Raw genomic sequence first — 19,684 nt, forward strand, 5'->3', positions numbered from 1 at the left:
ATCATGAACACTTTCGCGAAGCTCTCCGCCTACGGCGCGGCGCTCGCCCTGCTCGCTCTCGGGGCGTACGCGACCGGATCCGCTGTCGGTCCCCTGTCCGGCCCCGCCGCGGCTCCGGCCGCTCCCGCGGGCACCCTCGGCGGCAGCGCCGACGGGGACGCCGGGGACACTCACAGCGGCGCCGTCCCGGAGACCGCGGACCAGCCCGCCGGGCTGGCGTCGAGCAGGGGCGGCTACACCCTCACGCCCACCGCCTCGACGCTGACCGCGGGAACCACCGGCGATCTCGCCTTCCGCATCACCGGCCCGGACGGAGCCACCGTCACCGCGTTCGACGAGGAGCACACCAAGCGGCTGCACCTGATCGTGGTGCGCCGTGACCTCACCGGGTTCCAGCACCTGCACCCGACCATGGACGCCGACGGCACCTGGCGCACCCCCCTCGACGTTCCCGCGGGTGGGGTCTACCGGGCCTTCGCCGACTTCACCCCGACCGGCGGACCGGCGACGACCCTGGGCGTGGACCTGTCCGCGGCCGGCCCCGACGACCCGGTCGGCCACCGGACCGGCCGCGTCGCGCAGGTCGACGGCTACGAGGTCCGCCTCGACGGCGAGCTCACCGCCGGGCGGTCCTCCCCGCTCACGCCGACCGTCACGAAGGAGGGTGCGCCGGTCACCGACCTGCAGCCCTACCTGGGCGCGTACGGACACCTGGTCGCCCTGCGCTCGTCCGATCTCGCCTACCTGCACGTCCACCCCGACGGCAGCCCCGGCGACGGGCGGACCGCCGCAGGACCGCAGGTCCGGTTCTTCGTCGAGGTGCCCTCGACGGGGGACTACCGGCTCTTCCTCGACTTCCGGCACGAGGGCACCGTCCGTACCGCGGAGTTCACCGTGTCCGCCGGTCCGGCGAGCGCGGCGCCCGGGGGAACGGCCGGAGCGGTCGGCACCCCGCACACCGACACCCACGCCGACACAGCGGGAGGGGGGCACTGATGTCCACGACCAGCCACACCTCCGTACCGGCCACCGGGACCGGCACGGTGACCGACGTCGAGCTCGTGATCAGCGGCATGACCTGCGCGTCGTGCGCCCACCGCATCGAGCGCAAGCTCAACAAGCTCGACGGTGTGACCGCCACGGTCAACTACGCCACCGAGAAGGCGAGGGTCACCGCTCCGGACGGGATCGCCGCGGACGAGCTCGTCGCCACGGTGGAGGCCGCGGGCTACCGGGCCCGGCTGCCCGAACCCCCGGCCCCGTCCGCCGGTCCCGACCGTCCCGACGGCGAGACGGGCGAGGAGTCCGCCGAGCTGTGCGCCGCCCGGCAGCGGCTGCTGGTGTCGATCGTGCTGTCCGTGCCGGTCGTCGCGCTGGCGATGATCCCGGCGCTGCAGTTCACCTACTGGCAGTGGATCTCGCTCGCCCTGGCCGCGCCGGTCGTCGTGTGGGGGGCGCTGCCCTTCCACCGGGCCACGTGGGCGAACCTGCGCCACGGCGCCGCCACCATGGACACGCTGATCTCGCTGGGCACCCTCGCGGCCTTCGCGTGGTCGCTGTACGCGCTGCTCTTCGGCACCGCCGGGATGCCCGGCATGACCCACCCGTTCGAGCTGACGGTCAGCCCCTCGGACGGGGCGGGCAACATCTACCTCGAGGTCGCCGCCGGGGTGACCACGTTCATCCTGGCGGGGCGCTACTTCGAGGCCCGCTCCAAGCGCGGCGCCGGCGCCGCCCTGCGCGCGCTGCTCGAGCTCGGCGCCAAGGACGTCGCGGTGCTGCGCGGCGACGGCGAGGTGCGGATCCCGGTCGCGCAGCTGGTCGTCGGCGACCGGTTCGTGGTCCGGCCCGGGGAGAAGATCGCCACCGACGGCACCGTGGTCGAGGGCAGCTCCGCGATCGACGCGTCGATGCTCACCGGGGAGTCCGTGCCGGTCGAGGTCGCGGCCGGGGACGAGGTCGTCGGCGCCACGGTCAACGCCGGCGGACGGCTGGTGGTCCTGGTCCGCCGTGTCGGCTCCGACACCCAGCTGGCCCAGATGGCCAGGCTGGTCGAGGACGCGCAGGCCGGCAAGGCGGCCGTCCAGCGGCTCGCCGACCGGATCTCCGGGGTGTTCGTCCCGGTCGTGATCGCCCTGGCCGCGGTCACCCTCGGCTTCTGGCTGGGTACCGGCGCCGGCGCCGCGGCCGCGTTCACCGCCGCGGTGGCCGTCCTGATCATCGCCTGCCCCTGTGCGCTCGGGCTCGCGACCCCGACCGCGCTGCTGGTCGGCACGGGCCGCGGCGCCCAGCTCGGGATCCTGATCAAGGGTCCCGAGGTCCTCGAGTCCACCCGCCGGGTCGACGCGATCCTGCTCGACAAGACCGGCACCGTCACCACCGGCCGCATGTCGCTCACCGCGGTCCACGCCGCCGACGGGACCAGCGAGGACGAGGTGCTGCGGCTCGCCGGGGCCCTGGAGAACGCCTCCGAGCACCCCGTCGCCGCCGCGATCGCCCGTGCCGCCCGCGACCGGATCGGCGAGCTCCCCGACGTCGCGGAGTTCGCCAACCACGAGGGCCTCGGTGTGCAGGGCGTGGTGGACGGGCACGCCGTGCTCGTCGGGCGGCCGCGGCTGCTGCAGGAGTGGAGCCAGCCGCTGCCCGAGGACCTGGACCGGGCGGTGCGGGCGGAGGCCGCCGACGGCCGCACCGCCGTCGCGGTCGCCTGGGACGGCCGGGCCCGCGCGGTACTGGTGGTCGCCGACACCGTCAAGGACACCTCGGCCGAGGCGATCGCCCGGCTGCGCGGGCTCGGGCTCACCCCGATCCTGCTCACCGGGGACAACCGGGCCTCGGCCGAGGCCGTGGCCCGGGACGTCGGCATCGAGCCCGGCCCGGAGACGGTGATCGCCGAGGTGCTGCCCGCCGACAAGCTGAAGGTCGTCGAGGACCTGCAGGCCCGCGGGCGGGTCGTGGCCATGGTCGGCGACGGGGTCAACGACGCCGCCGCGCTCGCGCAGGCCGACCTCGGCCTGGCCATGGGGACCGGCACCGACGTCGCGATCGAGGCCGCCGACATCACCCTCGTCCGGGGCGACCTGCGCACGGCGGCCGACGCGATCCGGCTGTCGCGGCGCACCCTCGCCACGATCAAGGGCAACCTGTTCTGGGCGTTCGCCTACAACGTCGCCGCCCTGCCCCTGGCCGCCCTCGGCCTGCTCAACCCGATGCTGGCCGGCGCCGCGATGGCGGTCAGCTCGGCGTTCGTCGTGGGCAACAGCCTGCGGCTCCGGCGGTTCACGCCCGCCGCGCGCTGACCGCGCGCTGAGCGGGCGCCCACCCGGGCCCGGCGGCGGGGACCTTCGCCGCCGGGCCCGGGGCCCTTGTCCCCTGCGCGAGCCGGCCCCGACGAGGCAACCTGACGGGGTCGGTGGCTCCCTGCGCCGACCGAGGCGGAAGGACGACCGATCATGTTCTGGTGGGGCACCCACATGGGTGGTTGGGGCTACGCCCTGATGGCCTTCAGCACCGTGGTGTTCTGGGCGTTGGTGATCACGGCGATCGTCGTGGGCATCCGCGCCGTCCGCCACGTCCGGACCACTCCCACGCCTCCGGAGCGGTCGGCTCCCGAACAGCTGCTCGCCGAGCGGTACGCCCGGGGCGAGATCGACGACGACGAGTACCGCCGCCGGCTGGACACCCTCACCGCACGGACGCGGTCCGACCTGCCCGGGTAGTCGGGCCCGCCGGACCGACCGAGTGAGCGGGGGAGACGTGCCCGGATGACCCGGCAGCTGACCCGTCGGAGGGCCCTCGTGCTCGGCGGTACCGGGGCCGTCGCCCTGGTCGCCGGTGCGGCCGGGTGGGTGGCCGCGGCGACCTCCGGTCCCGCCGGCGACGCCGTACCCGGCGAGGTCCTGGTGCCCGGGGCGAGCGGTGAGGAGCTGGCCCGGCCGCCGGAGAGGGTGAGCCGGGACGGGCGCCTCGCGATCGAGCTGGTCGCGGCGGCGGGAGCCCGCGTGGCCGGCCGGGACACCCGTGCGCTCGGGTTCGACGGTTCCTCACCGGGGCCGACCCTGCGGGTCCGCCCCGGTGACGAGCTGGCCGTGCGGCTGGTCAACCACCTCGACCAGCCCACCAACCTGCACACCCACGGCCTGCGGGTCTCCCCGGAGGGCAACGCCGACAACCCGTTCCTCCGCATCGACCCCGGCGCCTCCCTCGACTACCGGATCCCGGTGCCGCCCGACCACCCGCCGGGCACGCACTGGTACCACCCGCACCACCACGGCACCGTGGCCGACCAGCTCTTCGGCGGTCTCGCCGGCGCCGTGCTCGTCGACGGCGGTCCGGACCTGCCCGTCGACGACGACCGGGTCCTGCTCGTCACCGACATCACCCTCGCCGCCGACGGCACCGTCGCGCCGGCCGCGCCGGTCGAGCGGATGCGCGGCCGCGAAGGAGACCTGGTGCTGGTCAACGGCCAGTACCGGCCGGTGGTGCCCGCGGCCCCCGGCCGTGCCCAGCGCTGGCGCCTGGTGAACGCCTGCACCTCGCGGGTGCTCGCCCTCCGGCTCGAGGGCCACACGCCGGCGCAGATCGCCCAGGACGGTGCGTTCCTGCCCGCCCCGGTGCCTCGGGAGCGGCTGGTGCTCGCCCCGGGCAACCGCGCCGACGTCGTCGTGCAGCCCGACCGCCCCGGCCGGTTCACCCTGTTCGCCGATCCCTACGACCGCGGCGCGGCCATGGGCGGCCGCGCAGGGGCGCCACCGGCGGCGACGGGACCGGTCGCGCTCGCGACGATGGCGGTCGACGGCGCGGCCGCCGTGGTGTCCCCGCTGCCCTCCCGGCTGCCCGCCGAGCCCGCGCCCGGCCCGGCGACCGCCACCCGCTCGACGGCCTTCCGGATGGGCCCGGCCGGGATGGTGCGCGGCGGGCCCGCCGACGGCGGCGACGACGCGCTTCCGATGAGCTTCACGGTCGACGGCCGTTCCTACGACCCGGACCGCGACGACCAGATCGTCGCCGCCGGCACGGTCGAGGAGTGGACCGTGTCCAACACCGGCCCGCTCGCGCACCCCTTCCACCTGCACGTCTGGCCGTTCACGGTGGTCGCCGCGAGCGACGGCGGCCCGACGACGGGGGTGCCGCAGGACGTGGTGCTCGTGCCGGCGGGCGGGTGGGTGCGGCTGCGCATCCCGTTCACCGCCCACACCGGCCGCACGGTCTACCACTGTCACATCCTCGACCACGAGGACGCCGGGATGATGGCCACGGTGGTCGTCCGTTAGCGAGCGGGGCGGGCCGGACCCGCCACGGGCCGCTCACCCGGCGAGGTCCCACACCGCACACCCGTCCTGCTCCGGTGAGCGCACCTGGTCCGCGTTGTCGGGGCTCCTGGCAGCTGTTCGTGACCCCGTCCTCGACGGTGCGGCTGGTCGTGCTGACGACGGCGAGGTCCGTGGCCGCGGAGACGGCGTCGAGCTCGATCGCGCAGGTGCCGAACACTCCTGCGCGGTCGTGCAGCGACTGGGCGAACACGGACAGGGCCTGGGCCCCGAGCAGGACGGCCACCGCCGCACCGGCCGCCACGACGACAGGTCGGCTGGCGGACGTTGCGTGCCGTGGGTCGACACGGTCGGGGGAAGACACAGCTCGGTCACCTTGCCGAGGCCGAAGGCGGGGACGCGGGGCGTCCCCGGCGAAGGGTGGAGCGAGCCGACAGCCGGCGCGGCGGCGTGGGCCGGTGCCGGTGCGGGCGTCGCACGGGGATCGGGCGGGACCGGTGAGCCGGCCTACGTCCGCATCACACAGAGCCGGTCGGGCGACGGGGCCGGCGGTGGGACGCCGAGGACGGACGGGACCGGTGCCGAGTGCGCGAGGGCCGGCACGACCACGACCACCGGGAGCACGACGGCGCCGGTGGCGCCGAGCGGGGCGCGGTACTGCGCCGGCGTGCACGTGGGCACGGTCGAGGCAGGGGCGCACACGTCTCCGACGGCTCGGCCCGTTCGCGCTGCGCGGACGCGTGAACCACTCGCGCGGACCCGCCGAAGACGTGCGCGTCGCCGGGCACCTCGCCGAACGGCAGAACACCCGCAGCGGTGCCGGTGGCCGGAGGCCCCCGCGGGCCGAGTGCGCCGCCGTGGTGTCCAGGCAGCAGCACAGTGCCAGCAACCCACCCAGGACGAGCGCCAGCGCCGACCAGCGGAAGGAGGACCGCCCTCCCGGGACACGGCGCGCGCCGTGCCCGGCAGGCGTCGACCCCGCACCGCGCGGCGCCGACGACCGAGTCACGGCCCGGGAGCCTAGACGGGTGAATTGAGAAGACGCTGAGACCGTCGTCGACGACGCTGGGTGATCGGACCTCACGGGTGCGGGGCACGCCCGCTCCTGCTCCCGTGCGGGCCGCGGATCAGCCCGCGCGCGGCACGACCAGCACGGAGCAGGGTGCGTGCACGACCGCGGCGCGGGCGGTGAGCCCGAGGTCGGTGGGGCCCTCCGGCCGGGGACCGCCGACGACCAGCAGGTCGGCGTCGAGGGTCTCGTCGAGGACCTCGTGCGGCCATGCCCGGACCAGGTCCCGGCTGACCGCCACACCCGGCTCCTCGGCGGTGCCGACCGAGCTCACCAGTCGTCGCCCGCGCTCCACCGCCTCGGCCAGGCCGACGCTGCGTTCGCCGAAGGAGCGCGGTACGGCGTGCACGACCCGCAGCCGGGCGCGACAGGCCGCGGCCGCGGACACCGCCGCGTCGACGACGGGCCGGTCGGCGGCGTGCTCCTGCACGGCGACCACGATCCGGCGCGGCGGCTGCGTGGTGTCGCGCCGCAGCAGCAGGACCGCCGCGCGGCGCGTCCGGCCGGCCTCCGTCACCGCGGCCGCCACGTCGCTGCCCGGGGCGGCCTCCACCACCGGCGCGGAGCCGTCGACCCAGCGCCGGACCCACCCGGGAGGTCGGCGGCCGCCCGGTGCGTCGGCCCCCTCGTCGAGCAGCACCAGGGTGTCCACACCGGCGAGGGCGGGATGGTCGAGCAGGATCATCGTCTTCTCCGGTCTGGTCGGGGTCGGCTACCGCGACGTCGCACCCAGGGTGGGCCCGCGAGCCCCGGGTGCGGCAGGGTCGCAGGGCCCGGGCGGCCGGGACGGAGGGCGCGGCGGGCCGGGGCCGGGGTCCGGCCCAAGGTCCCCGCGACGTCGGGCCCATGCGCCGCGGCGCGGTGGCGGGCGGGCGCCGCATCCTCGGGGGGACGGACGGAGGCGACCATGGTGGACCACCGACACGACCCGGCACAGGGCGAGGCCGTGCACCCCGACCCCCGCTACCGGGATCCGGCGCAGGTGCCCGCCCCGACGGTGGTCGTCGGCATCGACGGCTCGCGCGCGGCGATCGACGCCGCCACCTGGGCGGCCCACGAGGCGGACCGCCGCGGGGCGGTGCTGCGGCTGGTGGAGGTCGTCGAGTGGCGGGCGGACGAGAACGGTCACCCCGAGGCGGCCGACGCGGCGCAGCGCAGCCGGTCGCTGTTGCGGGAAGCCGCCGGGCGGCACGTCGACCGGGCCGCCCAGCACGCCGGCTACCTGCTGCCGGGGGCACGGATCGTCCGGCAGGTGCTCGAGGGCGCGCCCGGGGAGGTGCTCGGCCGGATGTCGGACGACTCGGACCTGCTGGTCGTCGGCGGCCCGGTCGGCGGCTGGTCCGGGTCGCTCCTGGGGCTGGCGCTGGCCGCGCGCAGCAGCTGCCCGCTGGTGTTCGTGGAGCGCGTCGGGCCGGCGCCGGGGGGCGCCCGCGTCGTGGTCGGGATCGACGGTTCGGACGACGGCGACGCGGCGCTCCGCTTCGCCCTCGGGGAGGCCCGCGACCGCGGGGTGCCACTGGAGGTGGTGCACGCCTGGAGCGACACACCGCTCGACCCGTACCTCGCGCCGTCCGTGGACTTCGCCGCCTTCGCCCCCGACGTCCGGGCGGCGATCGACGCGCGGGTGGACCGCTGGGCCGGCGCGTTCCCCGAGGTGGAGATCCGGCACACCGTCGCCCGGGACCGGCCGGAGGCCGCGCTGGCCGAGGCCTCCCGCGGGGCCCGGCTCGTGGTCGTGGGCGCACGCGGCCGCCGGGGTCGCGGCACGGTCGCGCTGGGTGAGGTCGCCCGCCGCGTCGTGCTCCTCGCGCACTGCCCCGTCGCGGTGGTCGGTCCCCGGTGGCGGGGCGGCGCCGGTGCCCTCAGCCGCGAGGGCGCCGGCGCGGCCGCCCGGGGTACGCCGCCGTGATCCGGCCCGTGAGCTCGACGGTCGTCCCGGCGACGCCGGTGGCGAGCCGGAAGGTGTCGACGAAGGCACCGCTCAGGGTGAGCCCGTGGCCACGGAAGCCGCGGTCGGCGTCGGCGGGTTTCCAGCAGCCGTTGTCCCTGATCACGATGCGGACCTCCCGGCCGTCGTCGTGCTCGTGCAGCCGGCAGTCCACCCAGATCGACGGGGGGTCGGGCCGCGGCCGTGGCGGCGGGGTGCGGAACGCGTGCTCGGCGGCGTTCGTGACGGCCTCGCTCACCGCGTAGACCAGGTCGTGGGCCTCGTCCGGCGGCCAACCGTGGTCGTCGAGCCAGGACCGGACCCGTTCGCGCGTCAGTGATGCCGAGGCCACGTCCGGCGCCAGCCAGAAGGACGCGCAGGGGGGCGGCACGACACCGGATGACCACGGACGGACGCTCCCAAACGTTCGTTCGCCCGGCCGACAGCCGGTGCGTTCGGGTCGCAGAGCGGGGCGGGTACCGGCCTGTAGGGTTCGCCGCGTGATACCTGCCGGTGACGAACGCACGCCCGACGGCGGGGGTGGTGGGGGAACGGCCCCCGTCCGGCCGACCAGCGAGCAGTTGATGACCGTGCACGCCCGGGAGGGCGGCGACGCGCTCGTCGTGACCGTCGAGGGCGCGGTCGACGCGCTGACCGTGCCCCGGCTGCGGGAGTCCCTGCGGGCGGCGTTCGACTCCCTGGACGGCCGGGTGCTGGTGCTGGACCTCACGGCCGTGGAGTTCCTCGGTTCCCCCGGGCTGCGGGCGCTCACCGACAGCGCCGACGAGGCCGTGCACCATCGCGGTGCCCGGCCGCTGCGGGTCGTCGTCGACTACAGCCGGCCGGTGATCAGGCCGATCGAGATCGTCGGCCTGGACGGGGTGCTGGCGCTCTACCACGACGTCGAGGCCGCCCTCCGCGACGCCGGATGACGCGGCAGCACGTGCCCGCGGAGGGCCCGAGCACAGCAGAAGCGAGGTGATCGGCGGCCATGGCTCCCCCCTCCGAGCAGGACGAGCAGGCCTCCGGCCGCCGGCACCCGCGGGTCAACGGGTTCGGGTCGCACGGGCCCACCGTGCTGGAGCTGTCGTTGCGCGCCGACCTGGTGTCCGCCTCGATCGCCCGTGACGAGCTCGCCGCCTGGCTGGTCGACCACGCCTGGCCCCCGGCCCACGCCGACGAGCTGGTCCTCGTGGTCAGCGAGGCCGTGACCAACAGCATCCAGCACGGGTACGGCGTCGGCCCGGACACCTACGACCATCCCGGGCTCGTGCGGGTGCGGGCCGAGGTGGGCCCCGGCCCGCACGGGTTCCGCCGCGTCCACCTGGTGGTCTCCGACGACGGCCGGTGGCGCGAGCCGGCGGAGCGGTTGCGGCCCGGGCACGGCTTGTTCCTCATCCGCGCCCTGGTCGCCGAGATGACGATCGACGGCAGGTCCGAGGGCACCACGGTGACGATCGCGAGCCGGGTCAGCCCGGTGCGGTAGCCGACGTCCAGGTACCTCAGCCGGTGGTGAGCAGCCGCACCCATCCGGCGAGATCGGTCAGGCGCTCGTAGTCGTCCTCCTCGATCCGCCGACCGGTCCGCCCGGACACCCCGACGACGAGGTTCCGGAAGTCGAGGGAGTCGAGCCCGAGGGTCTCCCGCAGGTCGTCGCCGGGGCGGAGCCCGTCGAGCTCGGGGCCGGGGGCGATCCCGGCGAGCACGTCGACGACGAGCGCGCGGGCGGCCTCCTCGGCGGGGGTGGCGGGGGCGGTCGGGTCGGTCACGGCGGGCACCTCGGCGGGGTCTCGGTCGGCGGGGTCTCGGTCGGCGGGGTCTCGGTCGGCGGGGTCTCGGGTCCGGTGGATCTCGCGGGTTCGCGGAGGGCCCGAAGGTCCGATCCGTCACCCTGTCGGTGTCGGCCTCCCCACGGCAGGGCCGGAGGACCCGCACCCGACCGTCCGGCACCGACGACCGAGATGTGACCGGGAGCACCGGATCCGCGTACGCGGACGGTCGGGGCCCCGATCGGTGAGAGGTCGTCGTGAGCGCCATCCCCTCCGCGAGCGCAGCCGGAACGGACGCCTGGGTGCCGGGCACGCCCTTCCCCGCCCGCCCGCCGGGTCCGCACGAGCACCCGCCCGCGTGGCCGCTCTACGCCACCGATGTCGGCCGCGCCCTCGCGGCCACCGGTCTGACCGCGGCGGGCCGGGTCGTCCTGCGGGCGGCGCCGCCGGGCGACGGGCATCCCGTCCTGGTGCTGCCCGCCCCTTCCCGAGGACTGACCGGGCGGCGACAGGTCGGAGGGAGCCCTTGTGCCCTGTGTCCGCGTGCGCGGCCCGGCGATCGTGGACCTCGTGCTGTGGATCCCCATGCCGGCGGACGACAGGGTCTGGCTGCGACTCGACCGGCCCGAGAACGTCCTCTCGGTCGTGTCCGCGACCTGGACCGCCACCCCCGTCGACCCGGGCCGGCTCCGGGCCCTGATCACCGGGCGGATGCTCCGGCGGTACCCGGTCCTGCGGTGCCGGCCGGTCCTGCCGCCGTGGCCGCTGCCGGCGGTGTGGGAGGAGGACCCGCACTTCGACCTCGACCGCCATCTGCACGTCGACCGCCGGGCCGACGCCGCCGAGCACGACCTGCAGCGGTTCGTGGGCGATCTGCGGTCGGCGGAGTTCGATCGCAGGCACCCCCTGTGGCGGGTGCACCTGCTGCCGCACGGGTCCGGGAGCGCGGTCGTCCTGCAGGTCCACCACAGCATCACCGACGGCATCCGGCTCACCCGGCTCATGGTCGAGCTGCTCGACCCGGCCCACCCGGGCGACGCCGCCGCGCTCACCCCGCCTGCCACCCACATGAGCGGGGCCCCCTCACCCGCCGCGTTGCTGGACCCGCGACGCGCGGTGGGCGCCGCCGGTGAGCTCGCCCGCACCGCGCTGCACAGCGTGGGCAGCCTGGTGAAGCTGCTCGCCTGGTCCAACCCCTGCACGGCGTGGACGGGCTCTCCGGGCCCGGCGAAGCACGCCGCCTGGGGCGACCCGGTGCCGCTCGCCGCGCTCGCCGACCTCGCCCATCGCCACGGCGCCACCGTCAACGACGTCCTGCTCGCCCTGGTCGGCGGCGCCGTCCGGCGGGTGCTCGACGCCCGCGGCGGGGCACCCGCGGACCTGGCGTGGATGGTCCCGGTCAATCTCGAGCCGTACGACCCGGCGCCGCCGGCGGCGCTCGGGAACCACTTCTCACTGGTCCTGGCGGTGCTGCCGACGTACGGCCCGTTCGCCGCCCGGCTCGCCGAGGTGCACGCGCGCAACGACCGCATCCGGCACTCCTGGGAGCCCTGGCTCACCGCGGCGACGCAGCGCCTGGTCGGAAGCACGCCCGCGGCGGTCGGGGTGCCCGTCGCCCGGTTCTTCGCCGACAAGGCGGTCGGTGTGCTGACCACCGTGCCGGGCCCGCCCGTCCCGATGACCCTGGCCGGGGCGCCGGTGACCGGGAGCGTGGGGTGGGCGCCGTGCAGCGGCGACCAGGGGCTGACCGTCTGCATGTTCAGCTACGCCGGGCAGGTCTTCACCGGCTTCGGCACGGACGGGCGCCTGGTCGGCGACGCGGGCCGGCTCGTCCGCGCCTTCGGGGCCGAGGTCGCCGAGGCCCTCGGTACGTCCGCGCCCGTCCCCGCGGCGGCGCCCTGACGCGAGGGGTGCGCACCCTCACCCAGCCCACCGACGAGGAGGACGGACATGGGCCTGAACCTGGCGACGACGGTGCGCGAGGCGGCGCCCGCCCACCGCCGCTGTTCCCCGTCTACGCCCTGTCCAGCCAGCTGCACGTCTGCGTGCGGTTCGCCGCGACCATGACGCGGATCCCCCGCTTCGAGCCCGGCAAGGCGCTGGAGGTGATCGAGCGTGACCGGGTCACCGTGTTCGAGGGCGTGCCCACGATGTACGTGGCGCTGCTCGAGCACCCCGACCGGCACCGCCGCGACCTGTCGTCGTTGCGCGTCGGCGTGTCCGGCGGCGCGCCGATCCCGGCCGAGGTGCTCGACGCGTTCGAGCGCGAGTTCGGCGTGACCGTGCTGGAGGGCTACGGGCTCACCGAGACCGCCTCCACGACGACCTTCACCATCAGCGCCGACTCCGACGGGTTCGTCTTCGTCGTCGACCGGAAGAAGGACCTGATCATCCGGGGCGGCTACAACGTCTACCCGCGCGAGGTGGAGGACGTGCTCTACACGCACCCGGCGGTGCGCGAGGCGGCGGTGGTCGGGGTGCCGGACCGCCGGTTGGGGCAGGAGGTCAGGGCGGTGGTCGCGCTGCGGCCGGGGCACCGCGCGACGGATGCCGAGCTGATCGAGTACGTGCGGGAGCGGGTCGCCTCCGACACGTACCCCCGGTCGGTGGAGTTCCGCGACTCGCTGCCCAAGGGGGCCAGCGACAAGATCCTGAAGCGCGCGCTGTGAGCCCGGACCGGATGACGCCGCTCGACGCGGCGTTCCTGCAGGCCGAGGACGCCGAGCCCGCGGCGTCGCTGGCGATCGCCTCGATCGCGGTCTTCGAGGGCCCGCCTCCGGGCTACGCCGCGTTCCGCGCGCACCTCGCGGGGCGGTTGCCGCTGGTCCCGCGCTACCGGCAACGCGCCGTCCGGGTGCCGTTCGACCTGGGCCCGCCGGTGTGGATCGACGACCCGCACTTCGATATCGACCACCACCTCGTCCGGACCGCGCTCCCGTCGCCGGGGGGCGACGCGGAGCTGCGCGGGTTGATGGCGCGGGTCATGGCGACCCGACTCGACCGGGACCGACCGCTGTGGCGGTACTGGCTCGTCGAGAACCTGGCCGGACGGCGGTGGGCACTGATCTCGACCGTCCACCACTGCATGGTCGACGGCGTCTCCGGCACCGACCTCTACCGCGTGCTGCTCGACGAGGAGCCCGAGCCGCTGCCGCCGGTCCCCGACGACTGGCGGCCGGGCGAGCCCCCGTCGGCGGCCGCGCTGGCGGCCACCGCCGTCCGTGACCTGGGCCTGCTGCCGGTGACCTCGCTGCGTGCCGCTGCCGGGATGCTGCGCCACCCGGCGGGGTGGCCGCCCCGCCTGGCCGCGGCGGCCCGCGGCTCGCTCGCCCTCGCCGGGAGCCTGCTCCCCGCGGCCCGGTCATCGCTGACCGGGCCGGTCGCGCGGCCGCGCCGGTTCACCTGGACCCGGCTCCGGCTGGCCGACGTCCGCGCGGTGCGCCACGCCCTCGGGGGCACGGTCAACGACGTGCTCCTCGCCGCGGTCACCGGCGGGCTGCGGGAACTGATGCTGGCGCGCGGCGAGGTCCCGCTGCCGACCTCGGTGCGCTCGCTCGTGCCGGTGTCGGTGCGCGCGCCCGGCCAGGAGGGGATCCGGGACAACCGCGTGTCGCTGCTGCTCGCACGCCTGCCGGTGCACCTGGCCGACCCGCTGGGCCGGTTCGCGGCCGTGCGCGCCGAGCTGACGGAACTGAAGAGCGTCGGCGAGGCCGAGGCGGGCGCGGTCCTCACCGGACTGGCCCGCTTCGGACCGTTCCCGCTCGTCGCAGCGGTCGTGCGGCTGGCCGCGCATCTGCCGCAACGGTCGGTCGTCACCGTCACGACGAACGTGCCCGGACCCCGGCGGACGCTCTACGGCCTGGGCCGCGAGCTCGTCGAGATCATCCCGTACGTGCCGATCGCCAGCACCGTGCGGATCGGGGTCTCGATCCTGAGCTACCGCGACGCCGTGGTGGTCGGGCTGACCGGTGACGAGTCGGCCGACGACCTCGACGTCCTGGCCGCCGGGACCGACGCGGAGCTGGCCCGGCTCGTGGCCCTGGCGGCCGCGGTAGCCGGGCGGGACGGGGACCGGGGTCCCGCACCACGGGTGCGGGCCGTCCCCGTGCCCGGGGACCTTCGCCCCTGATCGCCGCACCGGCGGTTTCGTAGCGTCGCCCCCGATGCCCGAGGAGGAGCCCATGCGCGCGAGCACGCCCTCGACCGGCCCCGGGCCGACCGTGGGGCCGGCCGGCCGGCCGGAACCCGGTGGTCCCGGTCCCGCGTCGCGGGAGGAGGAGCCGCGGCCCGGGGTGCTGTCGGTCGGGCGGGTGGCCGGCGTCCCGGTGGGGCTGCACTGGTCGGTGCTGGTCGTCGTCGCCCTGCTGGCCTGGCTGCTCGCCGCCGGGGTGCTGCCCCCCGCCGCGCCCGGGACGCCGTCCGGCGTGCTCTGGGCCGTCGCGGCCGTCGCCGGGGTGCTGTTCATGGTGACCATCGCCGCGCACGAGCTCGCGCACGTGCTCGTGGCGCACCGCTTCGGGGTCGACGTCCGGCGGGTCACGCTCTGGATCATCGGCGGGATCTCGGAGATGGTCGGCCGGCCGCGGGGCCCGCGGGCGCTCGCGCTCGTCGCCCTGGCGGGCCCGGTCGTCTCGGCCGGGCTGGGCGGCGGCTTCCTCGCGCTCGCCGCGCTGGGCCGCGCCGAGGGCTGGCCCGCGGTCGTGGTCGCCGCGCTCGGCTGGCTGGGTTCGGTCAACGTGCTGCTGGCCGTGTTCAACCTGCTGCCGGCGGCCCCGCTCGACGGCGGCCGGGTGCTGGAGGGCCTGGTCTGGGGGATCACGGGCGACCGGGAGCGGGGCCGCCGGGCCGCGGCCGCGGCCGGGCGGTTCCTCGGCCTGCTGATGATGCTCGTCGGCCTGCTGCTGGTGTGGCGAGGTGACCTGTCCGGCCTGTGGCTCGCCGCCGTCGGATGGTTCGTGGGCCGCACCGCGGCGAGCGAGCAGGCGGGCAGCCGGGTCGCCGCCGCGCTGGCGGGCCGGACCGTCGCCGAGGTCGTGCACCCGCCGGGGTTCGTCGCCCAGGCGGGGTGGACGGCCGAGGCACTGGCCGCGGAGCTGCGTGCGCGCCCGTCCCGTGACACCACCTTCCTCGTGCTGGGGCTCGACGGCGACCCGGTGGGGCTGGTGACGGTGCGCGACCTGGCGCGGCTCCCGGCCGGCCGGCGCGCCACCACCCGCGTCCGCGAGGCGGGCCGGGCGCTGCCGGGCGAGCGGGTCGTCGGCGTCGACACCCCGCTCGAACGCCTGGCCGGGCTGGGCCCCGTGCCCGGGACGGACGTCCTCGGCGTCGTCGTCGACCACGGCCGGACCCTGGGCACGGTCACGACGGCCGATCTCGCCCGGCTCGTCGAGCTGGAGCGCCTGGACGGACAGAGCCGGCGGTGAGCGCCGGTCCGGGGACGGGCGGTCCGGTGACGGGCGGCCCGGGGACGGGCGGCCCGGTGACGGGCGGCCCGGGGACCGACCCGGCGGTGCCCGCCGGAACGCGTCGCCCGGACGCCTGGACCCTGGTCCTCGACGGGTTCGACCCCGCCGACGAGGGCCGCCGCGAGGCACTGTGCACCCTCGGCAACGGGTACCAGGCGGTGCGCGGTGCGGCCCCGGAGAGCCGCGCCGGCGGCGCCCACTACCCGGGCACGTACGCCGCCGGGTTCTTCAACCGGCTCACGGACGAGATCGGCGGCGTCCGCGTGGAGACCGAGAGCATGGTCAACCTCCCGAACTGGCTGGTGCTGCGGGTCGCGGTCGAGGGGGAGTGGATCGACCCGCTCGACCCCGCCCACCTGCTCGAGCACCGGGTCACCCTGGACCTGCGGCGCGGATTGCTGAGCCGGGTCCTGCGGTTCGCCGACGCCGCGGGCCGCCGGACGGCGCTGCGCCAGCGCCGGTTCGTCCACCTGGACCGCCGGCACCTGGCCGGACTGCAGACCGTCCTCACGCCCGAGAACTGGTCGGGGCGCCTGCGGGTGCGCTCCGGGCTCGACGGGACGGTGACCAACTCCGGCGTGGCGCGCTACCGGGAGATGGCCGCCCGGCACCTGCGGGTCCTCGTCCGCGAGGAGGTCGATCCCGAGACGGTCCTGCTCGTCGCGCGGACCACGCAGTCGGAACTGACGGTGGCCCAGGCCGCGCGCACCCGGGTGGACGACGGCGGGGGAGTCGGGGCCACCCGCCGCACCCTGCGCGAGCGCGGCCGGATCTCCCACGACCTGGAGCTGAACGTCGCCGAGGGCCGGGCGGTGACCGTCGAGAAGATCGTCGCCCTGGTCACCTCGCGCGACGTGGCGGTGTCGCACCCCGCGCTGACCGCCGTCGAGCAGCTCGCCGAGGCGCCGGGCTTCCAGACCCTGCTGGCCGGCCACGAGCTGGCCTGGGACCAGCTCTGGCGGCGGTTCCGCGTCGACCTCACCGACGGCGTCGGCGACCAGCACGCCGCCACCACCGCGGAGACGCTGCGCACGCTGCGGCTGGGGCTGTTCCACGTGCTGCAGACGGCGTCGCCGCACGACCTCGATCTCGACGCCGGCGTCCCGGCACGCGGCCTGCACGGGGAGGCCTACCGGGGGCACGTGTTCTGGGACGAGCTGTTCGTGCTCCCGGTGCTGACCCTGCGCATGCCGCAGCTGACCCGGTCGCTCCTGTACTACCGCACCCGGCGCCTGGACGCCGCCCGCCGGGCCGCCCGGGCCGCCGGGCTGCGCGGGGCGATGTATCCCTGGCAGTCCGGCAGCGACGGCCGGGAGGAGAGCCAGCGGGTGCACCTCAACCCGCTCTCGGGCCGGTGGCTGCCCGACACGAGCCACCTGCAGCGGCACGTGGGCCTCGCCGTGGCCTACGACGTCTGGCAGTACTACCAGGCCACCGGCGACCGGGAGTTCCTCGCCGGGCACGGTGCCGAGGTGCTGCTGGAGATCGCGCGGTTCTTCGCCGACCTCGCCCGGCACGACCCGGCGCTCGACCGCTACCGGATCAGGGGCGTGATGGGGCCGGACGAGTACTCCGCGCGCTATCCCGGCGCCGCCGAGCCGGGGATCGACGACAACGCCTACACCAACGTCATGGCCGTGTGGCTCTGGCACCGGGCCCGGGACACCCTCGCCGCGCTGCCCGGCACCCGCCGCGCCGAGCTCGTCGAGCGGCTCGGGCTCACCCCGGCCGAGCTGCTGCACTGGGAGGACCTGTGCCGGCGGATGTACGTGCCGTTCCGGGCCGACGGCGTGCTCGAGCAGTTCCACGGCGCGAGCCGGCTCGAGGAGCTGGACTGGGCGGACTACCGGAGCCGGTACGGCGACCTGCAGCGCCTCGACCGGATCCTGGAGGCGGAGGGCCGCTCGGTCGACGACTTCCAGGTCTCCAAGCAGGCCGACACCCTCATGCTCTTCTACCTGCTCTCCGCCGACGAGCTGCGCGAGCTGCTCGGCGGGCTCGGCTACGCCCTGCCGCCGGAGGTCATCCCGCGCACCATCGACCACCACCTCGCCCGCACCGCCCACGGCTCCACCCTCAGCGCCCTCGTGCACGCCTGGGTGCTGGCCCGCGCGCACCGCGAGGACGCCCTCGACCACTTCGCGCGGGCGCTGCGCAGCGACCTCGCCGACGTCCAGGGCGGCACCACCGCCGAGGGCGTGCACCTCGGCGCGATGGCCGGCTCGGTCGACCTGCTGCAGCGCTGCTTCGCGGGCCTGGAGACGTGGGCCGACGCGCTGTGGTTCAACCCGCACTGGCCGAGCCGCTTCGGCGCGCTGGAGTTCGCGGTGGAGTACCGCGGCGTCACGCTCGACGCGCGGGTCAGCGGGCGCGAGGTCCGGGTCGCCGCCGCCCCGGGCCCGGGTCGGCCGGTCCGGGTGGGCTGCGGCGAGGACGTCCGGCTCCTGCACCCCGGGGAGACGGCCCGCTTCACCGCGGTGCCCACCGCGGCCGGGACGGTGGCCCCGGTTCCGGCCGCGGGTCGCTGACGGCGGCCGGCCCGGCGCCGGTTCAGCGGCGGCGGGCGAGACCGCCGTCGTCGATCCGCCAGGTCAGGTGGGAGACGACGTCGACCACCCCGTCGAGGCGGCGGACCAGGCGCTCGGCGGCCTCGGCCGTACTGCGCTCGCCCAGCTCGCCCGTCAACGAGACCACCCCGTCGACGACCTCGACCTCCACGGCCGTCGGGTCCTGCCACAACAGGTGGACCAGGACCTCGCCGCGCACGTCGGCGCGGATGTCGTCGTCGGAGCGCAGGAACGCGCGGAGCAGGTCGGTGCGGCTGACCACGCCGACCAGGCGCCTGCCGGCCTCGTCCAGGACCGGCAGGCGCTTGACCCCGTGCCGGTTCATCAGCCGCGCGGCGCGGGCGAGCGGCACGTCCGCGACAGTGGTCACCACCTTGGTCGTCATCACGTGGCCGACGGTGTCCCCGGAGCGGCGGCGCAGCTCGTCGCGGCGCGCGGGCGCCTCCCACCAGTGCGCGTCGCGGGGGATCGGGGCGCTCTGGGCGAGCAGGACGTCGCGTTCGGAGACGATCCCGACGAGCCGGTCGTCCTCGTCGAGCACCGGCAGCGCACTGATGTGCCGGTCGTGCAGCACCCGCGCGGCCTCCTTGAGCGGCATCGCGGGACGGGCGGTCAGCACCGCCGTGGTCATGACGTCGCCGACGGTCAGGTTCTTCATGCGTCGAGCGTCGACCGGTGCGGCGCGTCGGCACAGGTACGCGAGTCCCGGGCCGGCAGGGTCGGTGGTCGCTCCGGCACGACCAGCACGGGGCACCGGGCCGCCGCGAGGACCTCGGCCGTGGCGGCGCCGGCGACCGTCCCCGTGGCCGCACCCCGCGCCGACCGGCCCAGGACGAGCAGTTCGGCCTCGGCCGACAGCATGACGAGCAGGGGTGCGGCGTCGTCCCGGACGACGACGGGGTGCAGCCGCAGCCCGGGACGGTCCCGCCACGGGGCGAGCGTGTCGGCGAGCTCGCGCTCGGCCCGCGCCGCCGCGCGGTCCCACCGGGTCAGCCCGGCCGGCAGGACCCGGCCCAGGTCGACGAGCCTGCTGCTCCAGGCGCGCGCGGCGACCAGCACCGCGTCCCGGGCGAGGGCCTCCTCCACCGCCCGCCGCAGCACGTCCTCGCGCGTCCACGGTGCGACGCCCACGACCACCCGGCCGCGGACGGGCTCGCCGGCCGGGACGACGGCCGTCGGACAGCAGGTGGCGGCGAGGACGGCGGCGGGTGCCGGCGCGGGCAGGACGAGCAGCGACGCCTTCGCGGTGAGCGGGCCCAGGGCCTCGGCCGGCGCGGCGGAGAGCCCCGTCAGGTGCACGGACAGGCGCGGGTACTCGCGGCGAAGGCGGTGCAGGGTGCGTGCCGCCGCGAGGTCGTCCCGGGTCCCGACCAGCCGCAGCGGGAGCCGGTGGCGGGCGGCCTCGGCCGCGGCCCACCGCTGGGCGGCGAGCCCGGCCGCGGTCCCGCCGTCGTCGAGGACCACCACCGGCCGGTCCGCGGTGACGTCGGAGCGCATCTCGTCCACGCCCGGAGCCTCCCGCCGCGGCGCGCCCGGGGGCAGTGTCCGAAGTCCCGGTCCGGCCGGAACGAGGCAGGGGCGTTCGGCCCGGCCCGCCGGTGCGCGGCGCCGCCGGTG

The 19,684-nt window shown here is 76.5% G+C and carries 18 protein-coding genes; 12 read left to right on the forward strand and 6 right to left on the reverse strand.

Features of this window, described 5'->3' with window-relative positions; genetic code table 11:
- The first annotated feature begins 3 nt into the window (after positions 1-3).
- The 4 genes from ACL02T_RS08775 to ACL02T_RS08790 all read left to right on the forward strand — a co-directional run bounded on the left by ACL02T_RS08775 (position 4) and on the right by ACL02T_RS08790 (position 5,273).
- Positions 4-996, forward strand: a complete 993-nt coding sequence (locus ACL02T_RS08775) for a DUF8832 domain-containing protein (RefSeq protein WP_412830114.1) — start codon at positions 4-6, stop codon at positions 994-996.
- Positions 996-3,299, forward strand: a complete 2,304-nt coding sequence (locus ACL02T_RS08780; RefSeq protein WP_412830115.1) for a heavy metal translocating P-type ATPase — start codon at positions 996-998, stop codon at positions 3,297-3,299. The genes ACL02T_RS08775 and ACL02T_RS08780 overlap by 1 nt, the downstream gene beginning before the upstream one ends.
- Before the next feature lie 153 nt (positions 3,300-3,452).
- The gene (locus ACL02T_RS08785; protein WP_412830116.1) at positions 3,453-3,719 is read left to right on the forward strand and encodes an SHOCT domain-containing protein; all 267 of its coding nucleotides are present in this window, start codon (positions 3,453-3,455) and stop codon (positions 3,717-3,719) included.
- Between the two features lie 45 nt (positions 3,720-3,764).
- Positions 3,765-5,273, forward strand: a complete 1,509-nt coding sequence (locus ACL02T_RS08790) for a multicopper oxidase family protein (protein ID WP_412830117.1) — start codon at positions 3,765-3,767, stop codon at positions 5,271-5,273.
- A gap of 504 nt (positions 5,274-5,777) precedes the next feature.
- Here ACL02T_RS08790 and ACL02T_RS08795 read toward each other — a convergent pair.
- A complete protein-coding gene (locus ACL02T_RS08795) occupies positions 5,778-5,951 on the reverse strand; it encodes a hypothetical protein (RefSeq protein WP_412830118.1) in 174 nt (57 codons plus the stop codon).
- A 446-nt stretch (positions 5,952-6,397) separates the two neighbouring features.
- Positions 6,398-7,024, reverse strand: a complete 627-nt coding sequence (locus ACL02T_RS08800) for a universal stress protein (protein WP_412830119.1) — start codon at positions 7,022-7,024, stop codon at positions 6,398-6,400.
- Positions 7,025-7,246: 222 nt separating this feature from the next.
- Between ACL02T_RS08800 and ACL02T_RS08805 the strand changes: the two genes are divergently transcribed.
- Positions 7,247-8,248, forward strand: a complete 1,002-nt coding sequence (locus tag ACL02T_RS08805; RefSeq protein ID WP_412830120.1) for a universal stress protein — start codon at positions 7,247-7,249, stop codon at positions 8,246-8,248.
- On the opposite strand, the gene ACL02T_RS08810 is transcribed toward ACL02T_RS08805, so the two are convergent.
- A complete protein-coding gene (locus ACL02T_RS08810) occupies positions 8,202-8,657 on the reverse strand; it encodes an ATP-binding protein (protein WP_412830121.1) in 456 nt (151 codons plus the stop codon). The two genes, ACL02T_RS08805 and ACL02T_RS08810, sit on opposite strands and share 47 nt — an antisense overlap.
- 193 nt (positions 8,658-8,850) lie before the next feature.
- Between ACL02T_RS08810 and ACL02T_RS08815 the strand changes: the two genes are divergently transcribed.
- Together ACL02T_RS08815 and ACL02T_RS08820 are read left to right on the forward strand one after the other, a co-directional pair.
- Positions 8,851-9,198: an anti-sigma factor antagonist gene (locus ACL02T_RS08815; protein WP_412830122.1), complete on the forward strand. Its 348-nt coding sequence runs from the start codon at positions 8,851-8,853 to the stop codon at positions 9,196-9,198.
- 59 nt (positions 9,199-9,257) lie between these two features.
- Positions 9,258-9,752 (forward strand): ATP-binding protein, encoded by a 495-nt coding sequence (locus ACL02T_RS08820; RefSeq protein WP_412830123.1) that lies wholly within the window; start codon positions 9,258-9,260, stop codon positions 9,750-9,752.
- Positions 9,753-9,768: 16 nt separating this feature from the next.
- Here the strand turns inward: ACL02T_RS08820 and ACL02T_RS08825 are convergent, their stop codons facing one another.
- Entirely contained in the window at positions 9,769-10,035 is a 267-nt protein-coding gene (locus tag ACL02T_RS08825) for a phosphopantetheine-binding protein (RefSeq protein ID WP_412830124.1), read from the reverse strand.
- 528 nt (positions 10,036-10,563) lie between these two features.
- Between ACL02T_RS08825 and ACL02T_RS08830 the strand changes: the two genes are divergently transcribed.
- The 5 genes from ACL02T_RS08830 to ACL02T_RS08850 all read left to right on the forward strand — a co-directional run bounded on the left by ACL02T_RS08830 (position 10,564) and on the right by ACL02T_RS08850 (position 18,028).
- On the forward strand, positions 10,564-11,937 hold the full coding sequence (locus tag ACL02T_RS08830) for a WS/DGAT domain-containing protein (protein ID WP_412830125.1): 1,374 nt from the start codon (positions 10,564-10,566) through the stop codon (positions 11,935-11,937).
- An 8-nt stretch (positions 11,938-11,945) separates the two neighbouring features.
- Entirely contained in the window at positions 11,946-12,704 is a 759-nt protein-coding gene (locus ACL02T_RS08835; protein WP_412830126.1) for an AMP-binding protein, read from the forward strand.
- A gap of 11 nt (positions 12,705-12,715) precedes the next feature.
- Positions 12,716-14,164 (forward strand): wax ester/triacylglycerol synthase family O-acyltransferase, encoded by a 1,449-nt coding sequence (locus ACL02T_RS08840; protein WP_412830127.1) that lies wholly within the window; start codon positions 12,716-12,718, stop codon positions 14,162-14,164.
- Between the two features lie 52 nt (positions 14,165-14,216).
- Positions 14,217-15,458: a site-2 protease family protein gene (locus tag ACL02T_RS08845; protein ID WP_412830128.1), complete on the forward strand. Its 1,242-nt coding sequence runs from the start codon at positions 14,217-14,219 to the stop codon at positions 15,456-15,458.
- A gap of 86 nt (positions 15,459-15,544) precedes the next feature.
- Positions 15,545-18,028: a glycoside hydrolase family 65 protein gene (locus tag ACL02T_RS08850; RefSeq protein ID WP_412830129.1), complete on the forward strand. Its 2,484-nt coding sequence runs from the start codon at positions 15,545-15,547 to the stop codon at positions 18,026-18,028.
- A 22-nt stretch (positions 18,029-18,050) separates the two neighbouring features.
- On the opposite strand, the gene ACL02T_RS08855 is transcribed toward ACL02T_RS08850, so the two are convergent.
- A complete protein-coding gene (locus ACL02T_RS08855; RefSeq protein ID WP_412830130.1) occupies positions 18,051-18,725 on the reverse strand; it encodes a CBS domain-containing protein in 675 nt (224 codons plus the stop codon).
- Complete coding sequence (locus tag ACL02T_RS08860; RefSeq protein WP_412830272.1) at positions 18,722-19,564, reverse strand: universal stress protein; 843 nt, start codon at positions 19,562-19,564, stop codon at positions 18,722-18,724. The genes ACL02T_RS08855 and ACL02T_RS08860 overlap by 4 nt, the downstream gene beginning before the upstream one ends.
- Between the last annotated feature and the right edge of the window lie 120 nt (positions 19,565-19,684).

Origin of the sequence: Pseudonocardia oceanicola (assembly GCF_047200735.1) — a bacterium.
GTDB lineage: Bacteria > Actinomycetota > Actinomycetes > Mycobacteriales > Pseudonocardiaceae > Pseudonocardia.